Origin of the sequence: Mesorhizobium sp. B4-1-1, from assembly GCF_006439375.1 — a bacterium.
In the GTDB taxonomy this organism is placed as follows: Bacteria; Pseudomonadota; Alphaproteobacteria; order Rhizobiales; family Rhizobiaceae; genus Mesorhizobium.
In genome coordinates this window covers 119,129-141,446 of record NZ_VFTH01000015.1, presented here as the reverse complement: position 1 = coordinate 141,446, position 22,318 = coordinate 119,129, and the positions used below count along the sequence as shown (strand labels likewise).

The following is a 22,318-nucleotide window of genomic DNA, read 5'->3' as shown; positions in this document are numbered from 1 at the left end:
GGCAACTCAAAGGGCGCGCATTGTACGGAAGGTCACCGAATAGCGGTGGTATTCGACCGGTGGGATGGAGTGTTCCCACTCGTTTCGCGCCGGTCCGGCCATGAGATAGAGCGATCGCGGCTCGACCTCGATCGTTTCACGGTCCCATGCCGCGCCGTTCCTGCGGCGCAGCCGGAAGCTGCAGGGCGCGAGCAGCGAAACGCCGGCGACAAGTTCGAAATGAGGCTTGTCCCGGTGCCAGCCTATGCCTGCGCCCGGGCGATACTCATTGATCAGCACTTGCGCGAATTCGGTGGCCGGGACCGCCGCGAAGGCGGCAACCTTGGCGCGAAGCGGCAGCAGGAAGTCCGGAATCGGCGGCGCTTCGAGCACCTGGCGGCGCTCATAGTCATAGCGCAGGCCGAAGCCGACGACCTGCCTGTTGGCAAGATGGCCATGAAAATCGAACGGTTTGAAAGGCAGGCCCTGGATATGACGGACCAGCTCGTGTTCTTCGTCGCGGGTAATCAGGCCCGGCTGGTAGGAGAAGCCTTCGGGCGCGGGCGGCAGGCTTGCGGGCGCACCGAAGAGATCGCCCTGGAAATCGTCGTCGCCGGCTCGGCTTTTCAATGAAGTCATGCGGCTCAGATAGGCGATCGGAGCCCCTGTGCAAGCCGGCGCGGCGGAACCGCGCGGCGCACGACGAATTAAGAGTTGGAAGCAGGAGCCTGCACGTGCCTTCCACCGCGATCCGGAATATCCACTACGATCCGTCGAAGCGGGTCCTTTCGGTATGGTTCGTCCCGACTGGCAAGCGCTATGACTATGAGGACGTAGGACCCGAGGTCTACACGGCTTTCAAAGCGGCTTTCTCAAAAGGGCAGTTCTTCAACGAATTCGTGCGCGATCGTTTCAGATATCACCTGGTCGAGCATGAAGGCTCGGCCTGCTCCGAAAAAATATAGAAATCAATCAAGTTAAATGGCGGAGAGAGCGACAGCCATATTGCTGTCTCATGTCGTCTCAATCAATGAAAATCATAAGGTAATATCAATGCTTTAATCTAAAATAGCTGTCTCGCGCCGTTGCAATCCGCATCATCCAATGCCATTGTTTTTGGCGGGTAAGATGATGGGATAGAGAAATGCCGAAGATCGCTAAGGAACTTTCAGCACTAGCCGTCAAGAACTTGAAACACCCCGGTTCGACCACACCGGGCAACGCTGTGTTTGCTGTTGGCGGTGTTGCCGGGCTCATGCTCCAAATCACGCCGGGCAGCGGCCGGTCATGGTTATTGCGCACAACAAACGTCAATGGCCGACGTTGCGAAATGGGTCTTGGCGGGCATGACGTATCATTGGGCGAAGCCCGCGAGCGGGCGAGGGCAACCAAAGACAAAATCCGCAACGGCATCAATCCGCTTCAAGAGAAGCGCGAGCGTCGCAAAGCTGCGATCGAGGCCGCAAAGCGCCATCTCACATTCCGCGATGCCGTTGACAAATTCCTTGCCGACACGCTGGCGGAATTCAGGAACGAAAAGCATCGGAAGCAATGGCAATCCACGCTGGACACGTATGCAATGCCCGTCATCGGCAATCTTGCCGTTTCCGAAGTCACCAAACATCACATGGTCGAAATCCTTAAGCCGATCTGGACGACCAAGACGGAGACGGCCACGCGTTTGCGGCAACGTTGCGAACGCGTGCTTGATTGGGCAAAGGCACACGGACACCGCGAGGGCGACAATCCGGCACAGTGGAAGGGCAATCTCAATGCCATGTTGTCCAAGCCAAGCAAGGTTGCGACAGTCGATAATCAGCCCGCCGTTCAGTTGAAAGACACGCCCACGTGGTTCGCAGCATTGCGCAAACGCGAAGGCACGGGTGCACGGGCATTGGAATTCGCGACATTGGCCGCTGCACGATCAGGCGAAGTGCGCGGCATGGAATGGCCTGAAATCGATTGGCACGCCAAATTGTGGACGGTGCCGGCATCGCGAATGAAAATGAGGCGGCCGCACGTTGTGGCGCTATCCGATGCGGCAATGACAATCCTAACTGCGATGAGAGAGGCCGCGGCCGCCGACACAGAATATGTGTTTCCGGCGATCCGGGGCGGCATGCTATCCGACATGACGTTGAGCGCTACCATGAGGCGGATGCACGAAAGCGAGATCGAGGCGGGCCGCACGGGCTGGCTCGACAAGAACTCGAAGCGTCCAGCCGTGCCCCATGGGATGCGGTCAACGTTTTCTGATTGGGCAGGGGAGTTGTCCAACTATCCCCGAGACATGCGGGAATTTGCGCTCGCCCACGCCATCAACAGCGACGTTGAGGCCGCATACCGGCGCGAAACCATGGTTGAGAAGCGCCGCGCCATGATGAGCGATTGGGCTGCGTTTTTGCGGGGCGGGAACTGACCAAAGCTCTAAGACATGAGCCTCGGCAACGCTGGCCGAAGGCGATAAGCTCGCGAGCAAAACGGAACGCTAAGCTGTTCAGCAATATCGATCGCTGATCGCATCGGGCGAACGGGAATTATCAGCGGTGGCGCTGAGATGTTTCCGCTCAGTTCGATGGGCGCTGCGTGACGCCACCTCTAATTTCGCCTGGCTAAGCGCACGCCGGGCCCGCCACCATTCTCTGGAATGAATTCGATGCCAGCGTTCTCAAGGGCACCTTGTACCGCCTGCAGTGTGTTGTCGAACAAAACCTCGCCGCGCTCCAATCGCGCGATAGTGTTGGGAGAGACCTTGGCGAGGGCAGCAAGCTCCCGAATGCCTAGATGAAGAGCTGCCCGCGCCATCCGACACTGGGCCGAAGTTATTGCCATCTGTAGTAACCCTGTTACTAATTTGTTGCATTTGCTGGCCATAGATAGTAACACTGATACTACCGTTGATGCCGACGAGCATCTTGAGCGGTTGGACAGGTGCGGTCACACCTGTCCAACCTAACCACAACCCCAGCTTTCATGGAGCTCGGATCATGGGTGATTCCGACAATAGCATGAGTTTGTTTTTCGTCACCCGGCGGCGCTTGCTGGCGGGTACGGCCATGGCCGCCGTGGCATGGCCCTTCCAGGTAAAGTCGCGGGCCGCCGAACTGACGGACGGCTGCAGCGCGGCTGATCCTGCTCTTCGTCTGTGTGGGAACTGGCAAAAGATCCACAACGAGACACTGGCGCTGTGCCGCGAACAGCAAAGGTTGGAGACACACCTCGCCAGGACGGTCGGCTTTCCCTGCGCCAAGGTACGGCTTGCCGATGGTACGGAATTAACGCTCCATTCCATGGAAGGCATAAACGATGTCTACTCTCCCGAAATTGAAGTCGAATGGGGCAGGGCGGTTGCCGACTTCGCGGCACACCAGGCGCGTTGGGATGCCGCCGATGCTGAGATCGGCTATTCGAGAGCAGACGAACTGATACGGCAATCCGAAATAGCCGAACGCGAACTTCTGGATAATCTACCGCACACAGTGGCTACCTCCATGGAGGGCATTTTAGCCAAGCTGCTCGTTATCTTGCATGACGGTGAGCATTGGGAACGTCCCGCCGATTTCCCCTGGCCTCATATCCGCTCGGTGCTGGATGACCTCGGCCGCCACCATAAATATCGATCCGGCGATGATCGCGATCGATCGGGCAATCGTTAGCCGACGGACCTTATAGGCGGTGAGGATGCAGCCTGCTTCGAAGGAAGCCGGATCGGAGGCAGCCCGTCACGGCCGCTTCGCTCCAAAGTTGCCCTGCTTGAGCAAGCCATCTTGATGGGCGCGAGGCCGACCATCGTTTCTGGTGTGCCGCTTTCGCTCGCCTCGGCGGCGCCCCTGACGGACATGGCAGTAACCCTGCCGCCGTGACCGCCGCGTCTCGATGAAGGCCAGCTTTCCGCGCAGTGTGCATCACCGTCATCACAACTTGTCGCCCTCGTCTTGCGGACGCCACGAAACGGGATTGGTGATCCAGCGACTGATGTCGGATTCATGCCAGCCTGCACCGTGGATACTGATCTGGATCTGGCGTGGGAAGGTGCCGTCGGCGATCTTGCGATAGATGGTGGACCGGGACAGACCTGTCCGGGAGACGACGGTTTTCAGGCGGATGATACGGTCTGGTTCGCGCATGGACGCACTGCCTCCTGCTGGTTGTTTTTGACTGCTCCTGATCAAGAGAGGACAGACACTTGCGGCCGCGCAAGAGGGTTTTCCGCGTCATCGTACCCCGGCATAGAGACGGCGGCAGATAGGACTGTCTAGAGTCCAATGCCCCGGCCCCGCCCGAGGTCGATGCCGTGGGTGAATGCGAGTTCCGCACCAAGGCGCCGACCAGAATCGACGCTGATGCCAAGGTCGTGCTTGCGGTTGGCGAGGATGGATTCAAGCTGCGGATCGCGCTCGAGGCTTCTGGCCATGTCACCCATCGCCGATCGCGTGGCCTTGTAGCCGGACATGTCACCCGCCCGATACTGGTGCTGGCTGGTCCGGTCGAGTTTGTGCCAACGCTCCACGAAATGGTCTGCGCGGCGGCCCGGATCGTTGTCCAGTCCGGTGCGGATTTCGGTTTCGAGCTGGAGGGCGCGGATGGCGCGGTTGATCCGTCCGCCGGCGGCCTCGGCGACAAGTTCCGGGCTTTTGACATAAGCCGCCTCGGCATCGCGCCAGCCATGGGGCCGCACCTCGTCGAAGGCTTTTCGGGCGTCAGCCAGTTCGCGCAACCGCATCGGGCTGGCCTTGTTTCCTGCGCCCTTGTCGCTGAATATCGCGTCCATGGCGCGGGCATGACGCACGAGCGCATCGGTTCGGGCTTTCCGCAACGCCGCTTGCCCGTCCTCGGCGATCTCTCTGGCGGGCGCGGCGGGTTCGAGGCGCACTTCCTCTCCTTCCGGCCTGCGCATGGCGTCGAAGTCGGGCGCGCCATCTGCCGAAGGGCGCCGGCCGTCGAACATGTTGCGTAGCCTTTCAGGCACGACCTTGCGCACGATCTCTGCGACACGCTCGCGAAAGGTGATGCCGCGCCGCTCGGCATAGCTCTGCGCCGGATCGATCTGCTCGTAGTCCGACGCCATGTCCTTGGCGCGGTCACGTGACAGCGCACGGACCAGCCGGTCCCGAGTGGCAAAGTCATCGCCGCTGTAATGCAGGTCCGTGCGATCTCGATGCCGCGACAGGGCGACATAGCTGCCGTGCGAATCCATGCCCGGCGTCGCGAGCACATGGGTGCGGTCGACGGTCATGCCCTGAGCCTTGTGAATGGTCGCGGCATAGCCGTGGTCGATGTGGGCATAGTCTTTCAGATCGAAGCGCACGGACCTGCCGTCGTCGGTGCGTGCCGTCATGCTTTGTGCGGTGACTTCCTCTACGATGCCGAGCGTGCCGTTCTTGACGCCGAGCCCGCGTTCGTTGCGCAGGAACATGATGCGGTCGCCGGTTGCGAAGCTTCTTGCGCCGCGGTCGACACGGACCTGAACATCGTCGCCGAGATCGCCGGCAGCGTGCATGCGCTCGCGCGCTGCCTTGTTGAGCGCACGCACCTCGTCGTTTGTGTGGGTGAGAATGATCCGGCTCGCTTCGGGGTCTGCCCGCCTGTCGCGATCCCAGCGCTCGACCAGATCGCCGCGCGCCTGGTCGCGCGTCGCGGCCTGATGCACCATGCCTTTGGCCTCATAGGCGTCGATCGCAGCGCCGATCCTGCCGGTTGCCAGATTGCGCGTTGCGTCACGCTGCCAGTCTTCTCGCTGGCGCCGCACCTGGCCGATTTCGACGCCGCCATGACGCTCGTGGATGGAACGGAACGCGGCGCCGGCTTCGATCGCTTGCAGCTGCTGCGGATCACCGACCAGCACGATTTTTGCGCCAACTTCCGCCGCATGGGAGAGCACGCGCTCCAACTGGCGCGTGCCGACCATGCCAGCCTCGTCAATCACCAGCACATCACGCGCGGTGAGCAGATCACCGCCCTGTCCCCAACCATGTTCCAAGCTGGCGACGGTGCGCGAAGCAATTCCTGACCCGCTCTCGAGATTCTCGGCCGTAATGCCGGAGAGTGCCGCGCCTTTAACCTCATACCCGGCTGCCGCCCATGCCTGGCGCGCAACACCCAGCATGGCGCTCTTGCCCGTGCCGGCGAAACCAACCACGACGCCAAGACCGTGGCCATCGGTGATGTGATCCAGTGCATCGGCCTGCTCGCCAGAAAGGACAAGACCGAGCTGCTTGGCATCCGCGAGAGCGCCATCGCGATGTGCGTCACTCACTGCATAGTGCTCCTGTGCGGCCATGCGTTCTGCCGCGCGATGCAGGCGCTGTTCGGCATCGATCATCTGACGGGTGGTGAAGCGATCGTCACCGCGTCCGTCCTTGCCGAGTTCGATCAGATCAGGCGATTTGCCGATCGCGCCCATCACCTGGTTGAACTGCTCGATGCCGTCGCTGTGCCGATGCGCAAACTTCGCGATATCTTTTCGGGTAAAGGTCGATTGCTGATGCGTGATGGCATCCAGCGCCACGGATGGATCGGCAATGATGCGAGCGCCATTGTTGCGCGCGATCTCGCGGTGCAGTTCGGCGCGATCGGCTTCAATGCCGGCGCCGTCAAGGCCGTTGCCCGCAATGCGTTGAGCCGGAGCACCGATCTGGGTTTGCGGCTCCAGGGCAATGCCCTGGGCTTCAAGACTGCGATGATCGATGCGGGCGTCTATGTCGAGTTCGGCCAGGTGCTCGTTGACAAGCTCCGCCCATCGCTCACGCCAGCGCTCAACCATCTGGGTAGCATTCCAGTCCCGAACTTTCGCGCCGAAACCATTTTCGTCCACCGACCGCATTGTGAGCATGACATGGGCATGCGGTTTTGGACTGCCATCCTCTGCCCTGTCCCAATGCACATTGAGATCGGCGACCATGCCCTGGTTGACGAACTCGGCCTGCACGAACTCGCGCGCCAGTTCGATGCCTTGCGCCTGGCTCAGTTCGCGTGGCAGGGCAAACTCCACCTCACGGGCCAGCTGCGCATCCTTGCGCACCTCGAATGCCTCGATATCGTTCCACAGCCGTTCACGGTCGCTCCACGCACCCGGCGCATTGTCCGGCAGCATCACCTCGGAATGGACAACGCCGCGCTTGGCGGAGAAGTCATGCGTGCGTTCGATCCGCTCATCGCGCAACCGCGAAGCCGAGCGGTAGGCGGCCGACGCCACAGCACTGGAGCCTGCCTTGCGGCCAATGACCTTGACGTGAAGATGATAGATCGCCATCGCGACCAGATCATTTGCACGCCAAAGCGCACGTCGGCACGACGTATAAGCGCGCCCTCCCTCGAAAAATTCTCGGGATGGACCAGCCCGTCCCGGCCTGTCTCGGCAACCCTGAAGCCTTCCGACGGACGCTCCCCTATTATCGCCGCATCGACAATCGACGGAGACAGCACATGCGTAAACCCCGGGACTTTGACGCGGAATTGAAGGCATTGGAGGACAAAGCCAAAGAGCTGAAAACCCGAAAGGTGCAGCAGCTTGGCGATCTAGTGATCGCCACCGGCGCCGATCAACTCAGCACCGACGAACTGGCCGGCGCGCTGGTCGCAATCGCTGAAACGAAAGACGCCGCAAAGCGTGAGGCATGGGCTAAGCGTGGGGTGATGTTTTTCGAGAGCCGGCTCCGGCGAACTGATACGGCATCTCAGCGCAACCGTCGCGGCACTACAGCGCAATCGGGCAGCCCACAATCGCCGACGGGCGGCGATGGCTCGCAATGATATTCGCACGTGGCAGGTCGAGCGCCGCAAGCGCACCCGACATCTGATTGAGCTCGGCAGTCTCCTCGCTAAGGCAGGCATCGTCCACCTGACCAATGACGATCGCGCCACCATCTACGGAGCGATGCTCTGGATCGCCGCCAAGCTGCAAAGTCATGAAGGCGAGCATGCGCGAGACCTTTGGGCCGCGAAGGGAAGGCAGGCATTCGATGCGGAGCGGGGTGAAGCTGATAAGAATCAGCGAACTTAGCGGTGTTCGGCGAACGCGAGCGGTGCAAAGCCGCAAACACCGGGATCAGTTGGTGAGGCTGCGTTCTGGATAGCGGCGATATAGGGGCAGCCAGCGCATTTCACGATAGATGTGAGGCGCATAGCGGCCATGTCTTTTACACGCATGGCCTGCTCGTCTCATAGTTCAACGCCAAGCGCCTTCACCCATGTTAAGCCATGATCGGTTGCGGCCCTCGGCTTGTATTCGCATCCAACCCAGTTTCGATAGCCGAGCCTTTCCAGCGCCGCAAACACGGCAAGATAGCTAATCTCGCCCTCATCAGGCTCGGCACGGCTCGGCACCGCCGCAATCTGGACGTGGCCAATCTGCTGCAAATGCCTGGCTAGCCGGGTTAGCACGTCCCCCTGGCTTACCGCGACATGGTACACGTCGAACATGATCCTGAAGTTTGGAGCTCCGACCCGGTCGATGATTTCGGCGGCCTCCTCTATCGAGGAATAGAAATAGTTCGGTTTGTCGCGCTGGTTGATCGGCTCCAGCAAGATCGTCAGGTCTGGGGCAGCATTGGTGGCGAAGGCAAGGTTCTCGATGAAGACTTCCTTTCCTCGTACCCGTTGGTCCGGGGCCACGACGCCGGCCATCGCGTGGATCGACGTCGCGCCGGCTTGGCGCGCATAGTCCGCACACATCTCGAATCCGATGCAAAATTCGCTCTGGCGTCCATCGAGAGCGCCCAGTCCGAAATCGCCCTTGTCGGTATCGCCCAGCGGCGTGTTGATCCCGAGAAGAATTAGTCCGTGATCGATACAACGCTGCTTTACCAATGCCGCTGGCGTCGCGTACGGCCAATGCAGTTCGATGGCTTTGAACCCCGCTGCCGCCGCTGCGTCGATGCGATCCAAGAGCGGGCGGTCAGGCCACAAGAATCCTAGGTTTGCGGAGAAGCGGAGCATGGTCGATCCATCATTGGACGAAGCGTCCCGGGTGTTTAAATCCGAACGCTGTCTTGTTGATCAGAGTCATAGTCGCTGATTGGGATGCCGTTCCTAGTGGTTGCCGCATCCGCCATCATCAGGCGTCTTGCGTAGACCAACTGGAAGCGCGGGTTCCTCTGGACGACGTCCCAATTCCCCCGTTGTCTTCACGAATGAGGTCGCTGCCCTTGGCACCGATCATGATCGAAGCAGCATTGGTGTTGCCGCCAATCAGCCTCGGCATGATGGAAGAGTCGACAACACGTAATCCCTCGAGGCCGCGAACTCTGAGCCTCGGGTCGACCGTCGCGAGCTCGTCAACACCCATCCTGCAACTGCCAACCGGGTGGTAGTCGGTTTCGGCGGTCTGCCGGACGAAGTCGAGGATTTGCGCGTCGGTCTTGACGTGAGCCAAAGGGGCATAGGGGCGCGACACATAAGGCCTGAATGCCTTGGACTCCATAATTTGCCTGCCAATCCTAACGCAAGCGATCATCTTTTTGGCGTCAACAGGATCTGCCATGAAGTTTGGGTCGATCAATGGAGAATCCAGCGGGTTCGACGAGGCAAGTCTGACTTCGCCCCGGCTGACTGGCCGCATGTTATTATTGTGCAGCGTAATGCCGTTGCCCGGCAGCTTGGTGAACCCATGGTCGATGACCCACGCCGGCAGGAAATGGACGGAGATGTCGGGCTCCTCGAGCCCGGCTTCGCTCTTGGTATAAGCGACAGCCTCGCACCCTGATGAGGTGACCGGGCCTGATCTGAAGAGCAGGTAGCGGGCGCCGTGAATATATTTGTAGGGGAATCGCGCCGCGTTATCGTAGGTGAGGTTGGTGGTTGCGTGCCAAATGGCCGCCGCGTCGAGATGGTCCTGCAGGCCTTTGCCCACACCAGGCAGGTCGTGCACGACGGTCACGCCGGCTTGCTTGAGTTCATCTGCGGGACCGATGCCGGAAAGAAGGAGGAGCTTAGGAGAATTGAAGGCTCCCGAGCTGACAATGACGTCGCGTGTAGCGCTCACCCGCGTGGTGCGATTGTCGTTCCCGACCAGTTCGATTCCGACGGCGCGCCCTTTCTCAATGATGATCCGCGAAACGAGGGTGTTCGCGTAGACGTCGAGGTTTGGGCGGGACTTGCTCGCCGGATGTAGGAACGCGCGAGCAGAGCTCATGCGCCGTCCATCTTTCACAGTGTATTGGAAGTGGCCGACACCGTGCTGGGTGGCACCGTTGAAATCCTTGCTGCGCGGTATGCCGACCTCCGTACAGGCTTCGATAAAGGTCGCGGTCAGGGGATTAAGGTAGGTGAAGTCGGTGACGTTCAGCGGGCCGTCGTTGCCGTGATATTCGTCGTGCAACCGGGTATTGGCCTCAAGGCGTTTGTAGACCGGCAGAACGTCTTGGTAGCTCCAACCTGTGCAGCCATCCTCGGCCCAACGGTCATAATCCTGGTGGCTGCCGCGTATGTAAATCATCCCGTTGATTGAACTCGTACCCCCAATCGCTTTGCCTTGTGGGATGAACATTTCGCGATTGTTCAGGTGCTTCTGCGGTACCGTCCGGAACGCCCAGTTGTACTTGGTTCCTTCGATCAGGCTCTGGATGCCGGCAGGCATGTGGATCATCGGCGACAAGTCGCGGCGACCGGCCTCCAGGATCAGAACCCGGACATTCGGATCCTGGCTTAGCTCGCTTGCGAGCACGCAGCCTGCAGAGCCTGCACCGATGATGATGTAGTCATAGTCTTTATGCATCTTGCGCACCAATCGTTCCGGCGAGAAGTGGCAATGGCTCAGCGCCATTGCACGATGAAAGAGGTGAAGGCCCGCTCCGTCGGATCAGGCCGGGAAAGTTTGGTCACTTCAGGCTGCCACCAGCCGAGGCCGCGGTGTATCCGCACCGGGGATCGGACGTAGGTCGGCGATCTGAGCCGCACGCCAGAGGCGATCCAATTCAGCCGCCTGCATGCGCAGTTGCGGCGAACGCACCACCGGGCGTGAAATCGCACCCACCATGTAGGCCACTTCCTTGTAACGGGTGTGCAGGTCCGCATAGGGGAAGCCGTAGATCGCATGGTTGAGCGGCGAGAGACGACGATGAAGGGCCTGGGCATTCAGCAGATCACCCTTTTCGACAAGACGCAGCATTTCTACGCATTCGTAAGGAGCGAGTGCGGCCAGCCCGGACAGGATTCCGTCGGCGCCTGTCGAGAGGTTGTGGAAGAAGGTGGATCCTACCGAAGGCAGGCAGATGATCTTCTTGTTGAGGGATTTCAAGGCGTAGTAGTCGCGATCATAACGCACGCAGTCCGCGGCCTGCGCCATCTTCACTCCGACCACTTGGTCGATTTCAGACGCCATCTTGATCAATGCTTCATGGGGATAGGAAAGCTGGTCGCCGGAGGCCAGCTGGAACAGCAGAATGGGCATGCCCAGGCCTTCCGCGACCTCCTTGTGGAAGTGGAAAGCGTATTCGGGGCTATGGTTGGCATTGTAAGCCGAGAGGTAGGGTGAGCAGACCATGACTGCGTCGGCGCCCGCTTCCCGTGCCTCCTCGCCGCGACGTATCGTTGCCGGAGGTGCCCAATCGAATATGGCCGCGACAAGTGCCTGGCCCGGAAGGAGGTTCTCCTTGTGCACGGCGACGGCACGCTGACGTTCCTCAATGGTCAGTGCAGGGGACTCCGCGGCGAATGCGTTGACGACAAAACCCTGTATCCCAGGCACCGACGCCAGGTCACGCGTGCGCTTGGCCATTTCGTCCCAGTCGACCTCAAGGTTATCCTTGAAAGGCGTTATATTGGCGATCAGCACGCCACCATCGAGCTTCATGGTTTCCTCCTACTCAGCGAGGGCGCCGACAACATCGGCCGGGCCCGAGACGATTTTTTTGGCGAAAAGGCTTTGTACTTCGGCGTCCGACAATCCCATTTCATGCAGAATTTCGGAGGTGTGTGAGCCGACTTCGGTCGAGAGCGTATGAAGTTCCGGGACCTGGCCGTCGTAGCGGAGGGGGTGGTTGACGAGCGTTGCCGTTTTCCCGTTGACCTCAACCTCGCGGAAAACGTTGTTCGCGGCGATCTGCGGATCGGCTGCAACAGCCTCATAGTCCTGGACGATCCCGTACCATACGCCGCGCGCATCGAAGGCTTTTGACAGATCTTCATATGTCCAGCTGCGGACGGCTTCGGCAACCGCCGCCGCCAGCACGTCACGGTCGTCGTAGCGATCGAGGTGTTGCAGCGCCCGAAGGGCATCGCTGCCCAGCGCCTCGGCGACATTAGCGATGTCATTGGTCGGGATCACGACCTGGGCGTCGGCGATACGATAAACGCCGGTCGGAGCTTCGTGGAACCAGGTGATCAGATTTTCCTGGCGGTCGAATGCCTCTGTTCCTGGCCTGCTGGACATATAGTTCGTGAGTGGCTCGGTCTGGAGGTCCAGGCCGGAATTCAAGAGACTGCCTTGAACGTGGGTGCCCTTACCCGTCTTCAGCTTCTTGATGTAGGCGGCCAGAACGCCCATGGCGAGCAAAGCGCCACCGTGCTGATCGACGATAGCGCACCCTGCCGCTGTCGGACGATCGTGGGGGCCAGTGGCGGAAATGAAACCTGAACGGGCCTGGATGATCAGATCTTGTGCTGTGCGGCCGACCATGGGTCCGTTCAGGCCCCAACCGGTGCCACTTGCGAAGATGATATCCGGCTTGCGCTTCTTCAGGTCCTCGTAGGATAGGCCGAGCTTCTCCATGACGCCGGTGCGGAAGTTCTCTACCACAGCGTCCGCCTGGTCGATGAGCTTGAGAACCAGCTCCTTGCCCTCGGCCGACTTCAGGTCAACGGAAAAGCTTCGCTTGTTGCGGTTGGCCGCCAGGAAGAACCCGCTCACGCCGCCCACGAACACCTTGGCGCCGGACCAGCTCCTCTCGAATGGGCCCTTAGCAGGTTCGATCTTGATGACGTCGGCCCCCATGTCCGCCAGGTACTGGGTCGCAGCCGGCCCCTGCAGAAAGTGGCAGAAACTGACGATTTTCATTCCTTGCAGAAGCATTTGTGCATTTCCTTGTGCGGTAAACGGTAGTTCTAGGCCGCGATGACAGGGGTCGCGGCGCGTCGATCCTGATGGTCGGCGATGTTCTGTTGGGTCGCGGGGTCAAACACGTGGATCTCTTCAGTAGCGATCGACAGGTTGACGGCTTGAGCCGGTGACAGGCGCCGGAATGGGTCGACACGGGTCACTGTCACCTGCTTCTCGCCGAGACGTACCTGAACGAGTTGTTCCGAGCCAAGAAGCTCGGTGATATCGACGTTGCCGGATGCAAAACTGCTCGAGCCGGCGCCATCGATAACGATATGTTCAGGACGCAGGCCGAGAAGCGCGTTGCCACGTAGTGACAGGACTGCCGCTTTCAAACGATCCGGCACAGGCATCTTAAGGTCACCGGCCGTGAAGAACGAGCGGTCGCCGATCGAGGTGATTCCTACCTCGATGATGTTCATAGGTGGCGAACCGATAAAGGTAGCGACAAAAATGTTCCTCGGGCGGTGGTAAATGTCTTCGGGTGTTCCGGCCTGCTGGACCTCGCCGTTGGCCATCACAACGACGCGATCGCCGAGCGTCATGGCCTCGATCTGGTCGTGGGTGACGTAGATAGACGTCGCGGTGATACGGCTTTTGAGCCTTTTCAGCTCCTGCCTCATTTCCAAACGCAGCTTCGCGTCCAAATTTGAAAGCGGTTCGTCGAACAAAAAGAGTTTCGGATCCCGGACAAGGCAGCGGCCGAGCGCAACGCGCTGTTGCTGTCCACCTGATAACTGGCGGGGTTTGCGGTCCAGCAATTTTCCCAGGGCCAGTACATCGGCGGCGCGTCTGATCTCGCTGTCCACCTGCGCTTTCGGCATGCCGCGGTTTCGCAGTCCGAAGGCCATGTTGTCGTACACGTTCATGTTCGGATACAGGGCGTAGTTCTGGAACACCATGGCGACGTCCCGCTGGGCGGGACTGAGGTGGTTGGCATGCTGCCCCCTAATAGACAGCTTGCCGGACGTGATGGTCTCGAGGCCCGCGACCATGCGAAGGGTAGTCGTTTTGCCGCAACCAGACGGCCCGACCAACACCACGAATTCGTCGTGCCCTAGCGACAGGTCGACATCCTTCACGACCTGAACGGCGCCGTACGATTTGTTTATTCCGACGAGTTCCACGCCCTGCATCGGTTTCCTCCTCCGCAATCCAATTGCGCTTGACTACCTAAGGCCGGGCTTGTAATCGATTACAGAACGCTTGTCTAGAGGCTGTAAATTGTCATTTCTCGAACGTGTTTCTTTCAACCACGCGACATTCGGACCGACGGCGTCCTTCAGGACGTTTTTGGAGACCGTTGTTGAGACAGGCGCAGGAGGCGTCGGTGTATGGACCGAGCGGCTAGACGGCCTCTCGCCTGCTGCGGCGGGAGAGCTCATCCGAGACCACGGGCTCGCGATCAGCGGTGTGAACCGCGGCGGCTTCTTTACGGGCTCCACGACGGAACAGCGCAACGCCGCCATCGACCAAACGCTGCGCCAGATCGAGGCGACTGCGGAGTTGCAGGCGGACACCCTGGTCATCGTTCCAGGCGGCCTGCAGCCCGATATGAAGGATATTCGGGTGGCGAGGGACCAGGTGAAGGAGGGAATAGCCCGTGTCGCGCCATTCGCGCGTGATCATGGCGTCCGTCTTGCAATCGAGCCGTTCCATCCAGCTCTGTCGGCGCTGCGCGGCGTCGTGAACACACTCGACCTGGCTCTGGACGTGTGTGACGTTCATGGCGAACACGTCGGGGTCGTCACCGACATTTTCCACCTTTGGTGGGACCCCGGTGTCTATCAAGCCATTGGCCGTGCCGGCTCACGCATATTCGGCCACCATCTCTGTGATTGGAAACTGGACGCCGTCGACCCCGTCGCCGACCGAGGGGTGATGGGCGACGGAGTCGCGGACATCCCAGGGATCACGGCTGCGGTGATGAATACGGGCTACTCCGGCTGGATGGAGATCGAGATATTTTCCAAGGATGACCTTTGGACTATGGAGCCGTCAGCTATCGCCTCGCGATGCCTCGGACCGGCGCGGGTGTGTCTTGAGGAGGCGGAGATGTTGCGAAAAATTTGACCTTTCGAGCGCTGTCGCCTTTGAGTGGTGATCGTTCGAAACGTGATGAGGTCGATGTGAGCGGGAGCGTTGAAGGCAAAATGGTCCGCAAGAGGGCGCCAAGGCACAACGGGGGGCAACAGCAGCCTCGCTTGGCAGACGTCGCCAAGGCGGCTCGGGTAAGCACGGCCACGGTGTCACGCGTCATGAATACGCCTGAGATCGTGACTGACGAGATAAAGGAGCGGGTTCTCAGCGCGATTCAGAAGCTCAAGTGGGTGCCGAACGCGACAGCCAAATCGCTCAGAACGAGCCGCACACACACGGTGGGCGCAATTATGCCCACCCTGGATCACCAGAACTTCGCCCGGATCGTCCAGTCCCTCCAGACAACCATGGCGGTCGAGAAATATGAGCTGCTGGTGGGCGTCACCTACTACAACCGAGAGGTCGCGACACAGCAGGCCCGCGCGATGGTCGACAAGGGGGTGGAGGCTCTCGTCCTTGTCGGCGCCGATCATCCTGATGAACTGATGCAGCTGCTCGAGGAGAAAGGCATCCCGTTCGTGCTGTTGTATGTGGCGCCGGGCAGCGCTCCAGGCCGCAATGTCATCGGCTACAACAACTACCAGGCCTTTGTGACTATGACCGAGCACCTGCTGTCACTGGGCCACCGCACCTTCGGTCTTATAGCCCAGGATACCTCTTTCAACGATCGAGCGCGCGCCCGTCAGGAAGGTGTTCGAACGACGCTTGCTGAGCAGGGCATTGCCATCCGTCCACGCCATTTCATCGAGGGCGAATGGAAATTCGAGGACGGCATGAAGGCGTTCGAGAAGATAATGCGCACTGATGATCCGCCCACGGCCATCATCTGCGGCAACGACTATCTCGCTATTGGATGCATGCTCAAGGCGCGCGAGATGGGTATCGACATCCCTGGCGATGTCTCGATCACCGGATTTGACGATATCGATTTGGCGCGCCTGCTGCAGCCTGGCATCACGACCATGAAGGTTCCTGACGAACTGGTGGGTGAAATGGCTGGCCGATTTTTCATCGACGTTCTGCGTGGCAAGGGCGGGCAGCTGGGAGAGGTGCCGGCACCGGAACTCATCATGCGCGGGTCCACCTCTCGCCCGAAACAGACTTAATTAGGAGCACTACAGATGGTCTACAAACTTGCCTCGGATTTGGACCTGGGACCGCGCTTGCCGATCGGAATGGTCGGCGGCGGCCGGGGATCGTTTTTTGCACCCTATCACCGTGCGGCGCTTCGCCTCAGCGGCCGCTGGGAGCTTGTCGCCGGGGTGTTCTCGTCTGAGCGGTCTAGGTCGCTCGAAGCAGGCACCGCGCTCGGCGTGGCTGCCGATCGCAACTATGAGACAGTCGCGGATCTCGCCCGAGCCGAAGCGGCGCGCAGCGATGGCATCCGGGCGGCGTGCGTCGTCACGCCTAACCATCTGCATTTTGATACCTGCAAGACCCTGATGGAAAACGGCATCGGCGTGATCTGCGATAAGCCGTTAGTAAATTCTTTGGAGGAAGCACGCGAATTGCAGCGGCTCGCCGCGCAGACCGGCGTCTTTTTCGGCATGACATACACCTATTGCGGCTACCCGATGGTGCGTGAGGCTCGCCAGCTCGTCGCGGAGGGCGGGATTGGGCGCGTTAAGTTCGTGTACGTCGAGTATCTGCAGGAGTGGCTCGCCGACAAGCCGGAGAATCTCGGCGCAAAGGCCGGCGGCTGGCGAACGGATCCACAAAAAGCTGGACCGACAGGCACGCTCGGCGATGTTGGCACCCACGCCTTCAACCTCGCGGAATTTGTCTGCGGCGCGAAGGTCAACCAGTTGTCGGCCAATATGACGACGATCGTCGAAGGTCGTGCGCTCGACGATAACGACATCGTGCAGCTGCGTTTCGACGCTGGTTTTTCCGGGCTCCTATGGGCGACTCAAGCTGCGCCCGGACATCGCAACGGTCTTCGTATCAAGGTCGTAGGGTCCACAGGGTCGGTCGAGTGGCGACAGGAAGCTCCGGAAACGCTTCGTATCGGCGAACTCGGCCAAGCAGACCGTACACTTCACAGGGGTCAGCGGATCATGACTGCAGCCGGGGCGACGCAAACCACACTCCCCGCCGGCAATCCTGAAGGCTACCATGAGGCACTCGCCATCCTTTACAGCGACTTTGCGGATGCCATCGAGGCACCTGGCTCAATCCCTCTATTTCCGGCACCAGGGTTGGAGGAAGGTGTGCGTGGGGTGGCGCTGTGCGACGTCGCCATCCGCTCGAGTTCCACCAACGGAAGCTGGCTTCCATTAGACAATCAAGATTCTCATTGACAATGCTATGTAATCGATTACAGATGCCGCCGACGAAACGGGTAATCCTGGTCCATGAATGCACATCCTTCCACGCCCTACGCTCTTCCCGACGCGCCCCGCGATTTCAGTCTGCTGATAGACGGATCGCTGATACCCGTATCCGACCGCGAGCCGATTGACCGGACCAGTCCAGCGCATCGTCGTCTGGTCAGCCGGTATCCCAGAGCAACCGCTGCTGACACCGACAGCGCGGTAGCGGCGGCCAAAACGGCCTTCGAGAAGACCGACTGGGCGACCATGCCTGGCGCCGCACGCGCAAGATTGATCCTCAAGGTCGCGGAACTGATCCGCGAGCACAAAGCTGAGCTCGCTCAGATCGAGGCTTTGGAGGGCGGCAAGCCCGTGTCTGCGATCGAAGGCGAAATCGACGTCTCGGTCGATCTTTGGGAGTATGCCGCGACCTTGGCGCGCCATGCTTATGGCGACACTTACGATACTCTCGGAAAGGACACGATGGGGTTGGTTTTGCGCCAACCGATCGGCGTCGTGGCCATGATCACTCCATGGAACTTCCCGCTCCTCATCCTAAGCCAGAAGCTGCCTTTCGCGCTGGCTCTCGGATGCACCGCTGTGGTCAAGCCGAGCGAGCTGACGTCGGGCACGGCCCTGCTGTTGGGCGAGCTTCTTCAAAAAGCCGGCATGCCTGCCGGGGTCGTCAACATCCTCGCCGGCTCCGGCTCCACGATTGGCATGCAGCTGTGCTCGCATACCGACGTTGCGGTGGTCTCGTTCACCGGCTCTACCGAGGTCGGGAAGACAATCAGCAGGGCCGCAGCGGACACACTCAAGCGCGTCTCGCTTGAGCTCGGAGGGAAGGCCGCACATATCGTCTTTGCCGACGCTGATCTCGAGGCGGCTGCCGACAAGGTCGCTTTTGGCATCCTTCACAACGCGGGCCAGTGCTGCGTGAGCGGCACTCGGCTGCTCGTGCAGCGCTCCGTAGCAGAGCAGTTCAGCCAAGCCGTGGCCGCTCAGATCAAATCCGTTCGTGTCGGCGACCCGCTGGACCCGACCGTGAAGGTCGGCCCGGTCATTTCCAAGCAACAATACGAAACCATCGGCAGCTACATCGCGATCGGCAAGGAAGAAAACGCGACCTTGATGTTGGGCGGCACTCAGAGCCTGCAGCACGGAGGCGTGGATGGCTATTTCGTCGAGCCCACGATCTTTGCCGATGTCAGCCCGGACATGCGCATTGCGCAGGAAGAGATCTTCGGGCCGGTCCTTGCCATCATCCCGTTCGATACCGTCGACGAGGCGCTCGAGATCGCCAACAGCACGATCTACGGACTTGCGTCCGGCGTGTGGACCTCGAACCTCGACACGGCTTTCAAGTGCGCGCGCGGCCTGCGATCGGGCACCGTCGAGGTCAACACCTACATCGCCGGCGCCCCTGAGCTGCCTCTGGTCGGCCACCGTCAAAGCGGCGTGGGGCACGAGAAGGGCCGCTTCGCGGTCGAAGAGTTCACCGAACTCAAGACGGTCCAACTGCAATTCGGCCCGCTGACTGATCGCTGGGTCCCCAAGGGTAACTGACAGTCAACATGAAGAGCGCTGCGGCGCCAAAAAAGGAGGAGTGAACATGCACTGGAATGTCAACAGACGTTCGTTATTGAAGACGAGCGCGGCGCTGGCCGCTGGGGCCGCATTCTCAGGACTTGCCGGACGGTCCGCAATGGCCGCCGACAAGCTGGAAATTTTCTCGTGGTGGACGTCGGGTGGCGAGTCAGCGGCTCTCCAGGCCCTGATCGACGGCTTCAAGGAGCACTATCCTTCCACGGAAATCACGAACGCTGCCGTGGCCGGCGGCGGTGGCACAAATGCACTGCCGGTGCTCCAGGCGCGCTTGGCTGGCGGTACCCCACCCGACACTTGGCAGGGCAACAGCGGCACAGCCTTCTTCAACTCCTATGCCGATCCCGGCTACATCGACGACGTCACGGACCTTTATAAGTCCGAGGGATGGGAAAAGACCATGTCGCCGGGCGTCCTCGACCTCGTCCGAAAAAATGGAAAATACTATGCCGTGATGGTTGGCGCTCATCGCTGTAACGAAGTGTGGTTCAACAAGCCTTTGCTGGCCAAGAACGGCGTCGAGATCGGCGACTCCCTGTCGTTCGACCAGTTCTTTGCCGCGGCCGAGAAACTGAAGGCGGCCGGCGTGAATGCCCTCGCGGTCGGCGACAACGGCATCTGGGCCAACATGCGGATGCTCGAGAACACATTCAACGGCGTGCTCGGCTATGACCAGACCGTGCAGCTTTGGGATGGGAAGCTGGCCTTCAACTCGCCGCAGATGAAGGAGGCCTACAAGACCCACCTTCGCATGCTCGATTACCAGAACCCGGACCACTCCGCACTGAGCTGGGACCAGGCCGTCAAGAAGGTGATCGAAGGCAGTTCCGCCTTCACCATGATGGGCGACTGGTCATACGGCGAGTTCGCCAAGGTTGGCGCCAAGGACGGTGTGGACTTCGGCTGGGTCAGCCATCCCGGCACGGAAGACATCTTCATCATCGTCACCGACGGTTTCCCGATTGCTAAGGACGCGCCGAATCCGGAGTCGGCCCGCAATTGGCTGAAGGTCATGGGTGACCCAAAGGTCCAGCTGGCCTTCAGCCTGAAGAAGGGCTCTGTCGCCACGCGCCTTGACGTCGACAAATCCACCCTGCCTCCGTATCTCCAGTGGTCGTTCGAGAAATTCGCGAAGAATAAGTTCACGGGCTCGAGCGTCAACGGCGAGCAGGTGCCGTCATCGTTCAACCAGAGCTCTTTTGATGCTTTGACTACCTTCGTGGTGGACAAGAACATCGATGCCTTCGCTGACAATATGCAGGCAGCGTTCGACGCTATTCCCAAGACGTAATGTCGCCGGGCCGAGTCCCTGTCTCCACCGGGACTCGGCCCCCCGCATTCCAGCAGCAACGACGCGAACAGTGCGGAACCCTACATATGAGCACGTTTGATACTTTCACGTCCGAATTCCAGGTTGCGCCGGGAAGACCCGCGCACCGGTGGACCGCCGTTGGCGAGAAGCTGCAGATCGCACTGCTGATCGCTCCGGTCATCGTGTCGACGCTGGTCTTCGTTTACCTCTTTATTATCCTGACCGTCCTGATCTCACTGTCGGACTGGTCCGTGGTGAATTTGGGCGGCGGCTTCAGCACGCCGTTGCTCAAGAACTATCATGCGCTTTTCGCCAATCCGCGTTTTCAGATTGATCTGCGCAACACCGTCATCTTCACGGTGCTGTTCCTAACGGGCTCTGTCGGCCTGGGGCTCATCTTGGCGCTCCTCATCAACCGCAACTTGCCCGGCAAAGGTTTCTTCCGCTCGGTCTTCCTGTTCCCGTATGCCATCTCGTTCATTGTCACGGGGGTGGCGTGGCGCTGGATCTTCAATCCGGAGACAGGCGTGAACGTCCTGATCAACCTGACGGGCATCAACTCGGTGCTGGCTGCGGCGGGCATCGGTCCCTTCAAGCCTGGCTGGCTGACCGACCCCACTGTCCTTGCCCCCCTGAACGACACACTGGGCGGCATCTTTCCTTTTCTTGGGACCATCCAGCTTAAGCTCGGCATCCCCGTGGCCTTGATCGCAGTCGCGATCGCCGCATCATGGCAACTCGCTGGCTTTGCCATGGCGACATTTCTTGCGGGGCTTGCGACCATCCCTTCGCATATCAAGGAGGCTGCGGCGATCGATAATGCTAGTGGATGGACCTACTTCCGGAAGATAACCTGGCCCATGCTGGCGCCATTCACCGTGATCAATCTGGTGATCCTCGGCCACGTTTCCCTCAAAATATTCGATCTGGTGTACGTCATGTCCGGTCCTGGGCCGGGCTTTGCGACGGACGTGCCAGGCATCTTTGTTTTCGAAACCACTTTCCGTTCCTTGAGATATGGCGTCGGAGCCGCCGGCTCGGTGGTCATGCTCGCAATGGTGGCGGTTATTGTTGTCCCGTACCTGATCCGCACAATGCCGGAGGACAAGTGATGTCAGCGCACGCACTTCAGACAGGGCAAGACAGCAACATTGCGCAGGTAGTTCGCCGTGGGCTCACGTATGCCCTCCTCATTGCGCTCTCGGCGTTCTTCCTAATGCCGGTCTACATGTTGTTCGTGAACGGCCTTAAATCCGCCCGCGATGTGTCCGTGTCCGACATGTGGTCGCTGCCCCGCACCATAGGCATCGGGGGATTTGCCGAGGCATGGGAGAAGCTCGGGCCGTCGTTCCAAAATAGCTTGATCATGACCGGGACCGCGACGATCGTCTCCTGCCTGATTGGCTCGCTTACCGCTTACATCCTGACCCTGTGGGGCGTGAGGTTCTCGCGCTGGATCACGGTGCTCATCATCTTTGGTATGTTTATCCCGTACCAAAGCATCATCATCCCGCTGACTTTCTTGGCGCAGAAGCTCGGCCTTTACGGGACCATTGCCGGACTGATCGTCGTCCACGTCATCTACGGGCAATCCGTCAATATCCTGGTGTTCGGAAACTACTACAGGACCATCCCGAAAGCCCTTATCGAGGCTGCAAAGGTCGACGGCGCCGGCGTCTTGAAGACCTACTTCAAGATCATTCTTCCACTTTCGGCACCTGGCTTCGTCGTGGCCGGCATCTTCCAATTCACGAACATCTGGAATGACTTCCTGTTCGGCGTGATTCTGGTACCGAACCCAGCGGCCCAACCCGTGACCGTCGCCCTGTCGAACCTGTCCGGTAACTATTCGGTCGACTGGAACGTGGTCATGGCAGGTGCGATCGTCGCGGCTCTGCCCACGATCCTGATCTACTTGGTGCTTGGCCGCTACTTTGTGCAGGGCCTGACGTCCGGCTCGGTAAAATCGTGAAG

At 60.1% G+C, this 22,318-nt stretch carries 21 protein-coding genes; 12 read left to right on the top strand and 9 right to left on the bottom strand.

Annotated elements, in window-relative coordinates:
* Positions 1 to 6: 6 nt before the first annotated feature.
* Positions 7 to 618 carry an alpha-ketoglutarate-dependent dioxygenase AlkB gene (locus tag FJW10_RS20950; protein ID WP_140901475.1) on the bottom strand — a complete coding sequence of 204 codons (612 nt, stop codon included), beginning with the start codon at positions 616 to 618 and terminating at the stop codon, positions 7 to 9.
* A 95-nt stretch (positions 619 to 713) separates the two neighbouring features.
* Between FJW10_RS20950 and FJW10_RS20945 the strand changes: the two genes are divergently transcribed.
* Both FJW10_RS20945 and FJW10_RS20940 read left to right on the top strand, forming a co-directional pair.
* Complete coding sequence (locus tag FJW10_RS20945; RefSeq protein ID WP_140642469.1) at positions 714 to 944, top strand: KTSC domain-containing protein; 231 nt, start codon at positions 714 to 716, stop codon at positions 942 to 944.
* 179 nt (positions 945 to 1,123) lie between these two features.
* A complete protein-coding gene (locus FJW10_RS20940) occupies positions 1,124 to 2,398 on the top strand; it encodes a tyrosine-type recombinase/integrase (protein ID WP_140901474.1) in 1,275 nt (424 codons plus the stop codon).
* Between the two features lie 179 nt (positions 2,399 to 2,577).
* On the opposite strand, the gene FJW10_RS30850 is transcribed toward FJW10_RS20940, so the two are convergent.
* Positions 2,578 to 2,784, bottom strand: a complete 207-nt coding sequence (locus FJW10_RS30850) for a helix-turn-helix transcriptional regulator (protein ID WP_023825501.1) — start codon at positions 2,782 to 2,784, stop codon at positions 2,578 to 2,580.
* 182 nt (positions 2,785 to 2,966) lie between these two features.
* Here FJW10_RS30850 and FJW10_RS20930 point away from each other — a divergent pair, with 182 nt between their 5' ends.
* Complete coding sequence (locus FJW10_RS20930; protein WP_140901473.1) at positions 2,967 to 3,635, top strand: hypothetical protein; 669 nt, start codon at positions 2,967 to 2,969, stop codon at positions 3,633 to 3,635.
* Between the two features lie 258 nt (positions 3,636 to 3,893).
* On the opposite strand, the gene FJW10_RS20925 is transcribed toward FJW10_RS20930, so the two are convergent.
* Entirely contained in the window at positions 3,894 to 4,106 is a 213-nt protein-coding gene (locus FJW10_RS20925) for an AlpA family phage regulatory protein (protein WP_023825499.1), read from the bottom strand.
* Between the two features lie 128 nt (positions 4,107 to 4,234).
* Complete coding sequence (traA, locus tag FJW10_RS20920) at positions 4,235 to 7,231, bottom strand: Ti-type conjugative transfer relaxase TraA (protein ID WP_140901472.1); 2,997 nt, start codon at positions 7,229 to 7,231, stop codon at positions 4,235 to 4,237.
* A gap of 173 nt (positions 7,232 to 7,404) precedes the next feature.
* Between traA and FJW10_RS20915 the strand changes: the two genes are divergently transcribed.
* Positions 7,405 to 7,731 carry a conjugal transfer protein TraD gene (locus FJW10_RS20915; RefSeq protein ID WP_140901491.1) on the top strand — a complete coding sequence of 109 codons (327 nt, stop codon included), beginning with the start codon at positions 7,405 to 7,407 and terminating at the stop codon, positions 7,729 to 7,731.
* Positions 7,718 to 7,981 carry a conjugal transfer protein TraD gene (locus tag FJW10_RS20910; RefSeq protein ID WP_246674330.1) on the top strand — a complete coding sequence of 88 codons (264 nt, stop codon included), beginning with the start codon at positions 7,718 to 7,720 and terminating at the stop codon, positions 7,979 to 7,981. The genes FJW10_RS20915 and FJW10_RS20910 overlap by 14 nt, the downstream gene beginning before the upstream one ends.
* A gap of 158 nt (positions 7,982 to 8,139) precedes the next feature.
* Here the strand turns inward: FJW10_RS20910 and FJW10_RS20905 are convergent, their stop codons facing one another.
* The 5 genes from FJW10_RS20905 to ugpC form a co-directional block, all read right to left on the bottom strand.
* Positions 8,140 to 8,865: a TIM barrel protein gene (locus FJW10_RS20905; RefSeq protein ID WP_246674329.1), complete on the bottom strand. Its 726-nt coding sequence runs from the start codon at positions 8,863 to 8,865 to the stop codon at positions 8,140 to 8,142.
* A 169-nt stretch (positions 8,866 to 9,034) separates the two neighbouring features.
* On the bottom strand, positions 9,035 to 10,693 hold the full coding sequence (locus FJW10_RS20900; protein WP_140901489.1) for a choline dehydrogenase: 1,659 nt from the start codon (positions 10,691 to 10,693) through the stop codon (positions 9,035 to 9,037).
* 108 nt (positions 10,694 to 10,801) lie between these two features.
* Positions 10,802 to 11,770: a dihydrodipicolinate synthase family protein gene (locus FJW10_RS20895; RefSeq protein ID WP_140901470.1), complete on the bottom strand. Its 969-nt coding sequence runs from the start codon at positions 11,768 to 11,770 to the stop codon at positions 10,802 to 10,804.
* Positions 11,771 to 11,779: 9 nt separating this feature from the next.
* Positions 11,780 to 12,988 (bottom strand): CaiB/BaiF CoA-transferase family protein, encoded by a 1,209-nt coding sequence (locus tag FJW10_RS20890; RefSeq protein ID WP_140901469.1) that lies wholly within the window; start codon positions 12,986 to 12,988, stop codon positions 11,780 to 11,782.
* A 32-nt stretch (positions 12,989 to 13,020) separates the two neighbouring features.
* Positions 13,021 to 14,151: a sn-glycerol-3-phosphate ABC transporter ATP-binding protein UgpC gene (ugpC, locus tag FJW10_RS20885; RefSeq protein WP_140901468.1), complete on the bottom strand. Its 1,131-nt coding sequence runs from the start codon at positions 14,149 to 14,151 to the stop codon at positions 13,021 to 13,023.
* An 88-nt stretch (positions 14,152 to 14,239) separates the two neighbouring features.
* On the opposite strand from ugpC, the gene FJW10_RS20880 reads away from it, so the two are divergent.
* The 7 genes from FJW10_RS20880 (at position 14,240) to FJW10_RS20850 (ending at position 22,316) form a co-directional block, all read left to right on the top strand.
* Positions 14,240 to 15,088 (top strand): sugar phosphate isomerase/epimerase family protein, encoded by an 849-nt coding sequence (locus tag FJW10_RS20880; RefSeq protein WP_181177613.1) that lies wholly within the window; start codon positions 14,240 to 14,242, stop codon positions 15,086 to 15,088.
* 131 nt (positions 15,089 to 15,219) lie between these two features.
* Positions 15,220 to 16,221, top strand: coding sequence for a LacI family DNA-binding transcriptional regulator (locus FJW10_RS20875; protein ID WP_181177612.1), 1,002 nt, complete (start codon positions 15,220 to 15,222; stop codon positions 16,219 to 16,221).
* Between the two features lie 15 nt (positions 16,222 to 16,236).
* Entirely contained in the window at positions 16,237 to 17,415 is a 1,179-nt protein-coding gene (locus tag FJW10_RS20870; RefSeq protein WP_140901465.1) for a Gfo/Idh/MocA family oxidoreductase, read from the top strand.
* 54 nt (positions 17,416 to 17,469) lie between these two features.
* Complete coding sequence (locus FJW10_RS20865; RefSeq protein ID WP_140901464.1) at positions 17,470 to 18,993, top strand: aldehyde dehydrogenase family protein; 1,524 nt, start codon at positions 17,470 to 17,472, stop codon at positions 18,991 to 18,993.
* Positions 18,994 to 19,039: 46 nt separating this feature from the next.
* The gene (locus tag FJW10_RS20860) at positions 19,040 to 20,323 is read left to right on the top strand and encodes an ABC transporter substrate-binding protein (RefSeq protein WP_140901463.1); all 1,284 of its coding nucleotides are present in this window, start codon (positions 19,040 to 19,042) and stop codon (positions 20,321 to 20,323) included.
* Positions 20,324 to 20,409: 86 nt separating this feature from the next.
* A complete protein-coding gene (locus tag FJW10_RS20855) occupies positions 20,410 to 21,456 on the top strand; it encodes a sugar ABC transporter permease (RefSeq protein WP_140901462.1) in 1,047 nt (348 codons plus the stop codon).
* Positions 21,456 to 22,316, top strand: a complete 861-nt coding sequence (locus tag FJW10_RS20850; RefSeq protein WP_140901461.1) for a carbohydrate ABC transporter permease — start codon at positions 21,456 to 21,458, stop codon at positions 22,314 to 22,316. Before FJW10_RS20855 ends, FJW10_RS20850 begins: the two co-directional genes overlap by 1 nt.
* Positions 22,317 to 22,318: the final 2 nt, after the last annotated feature.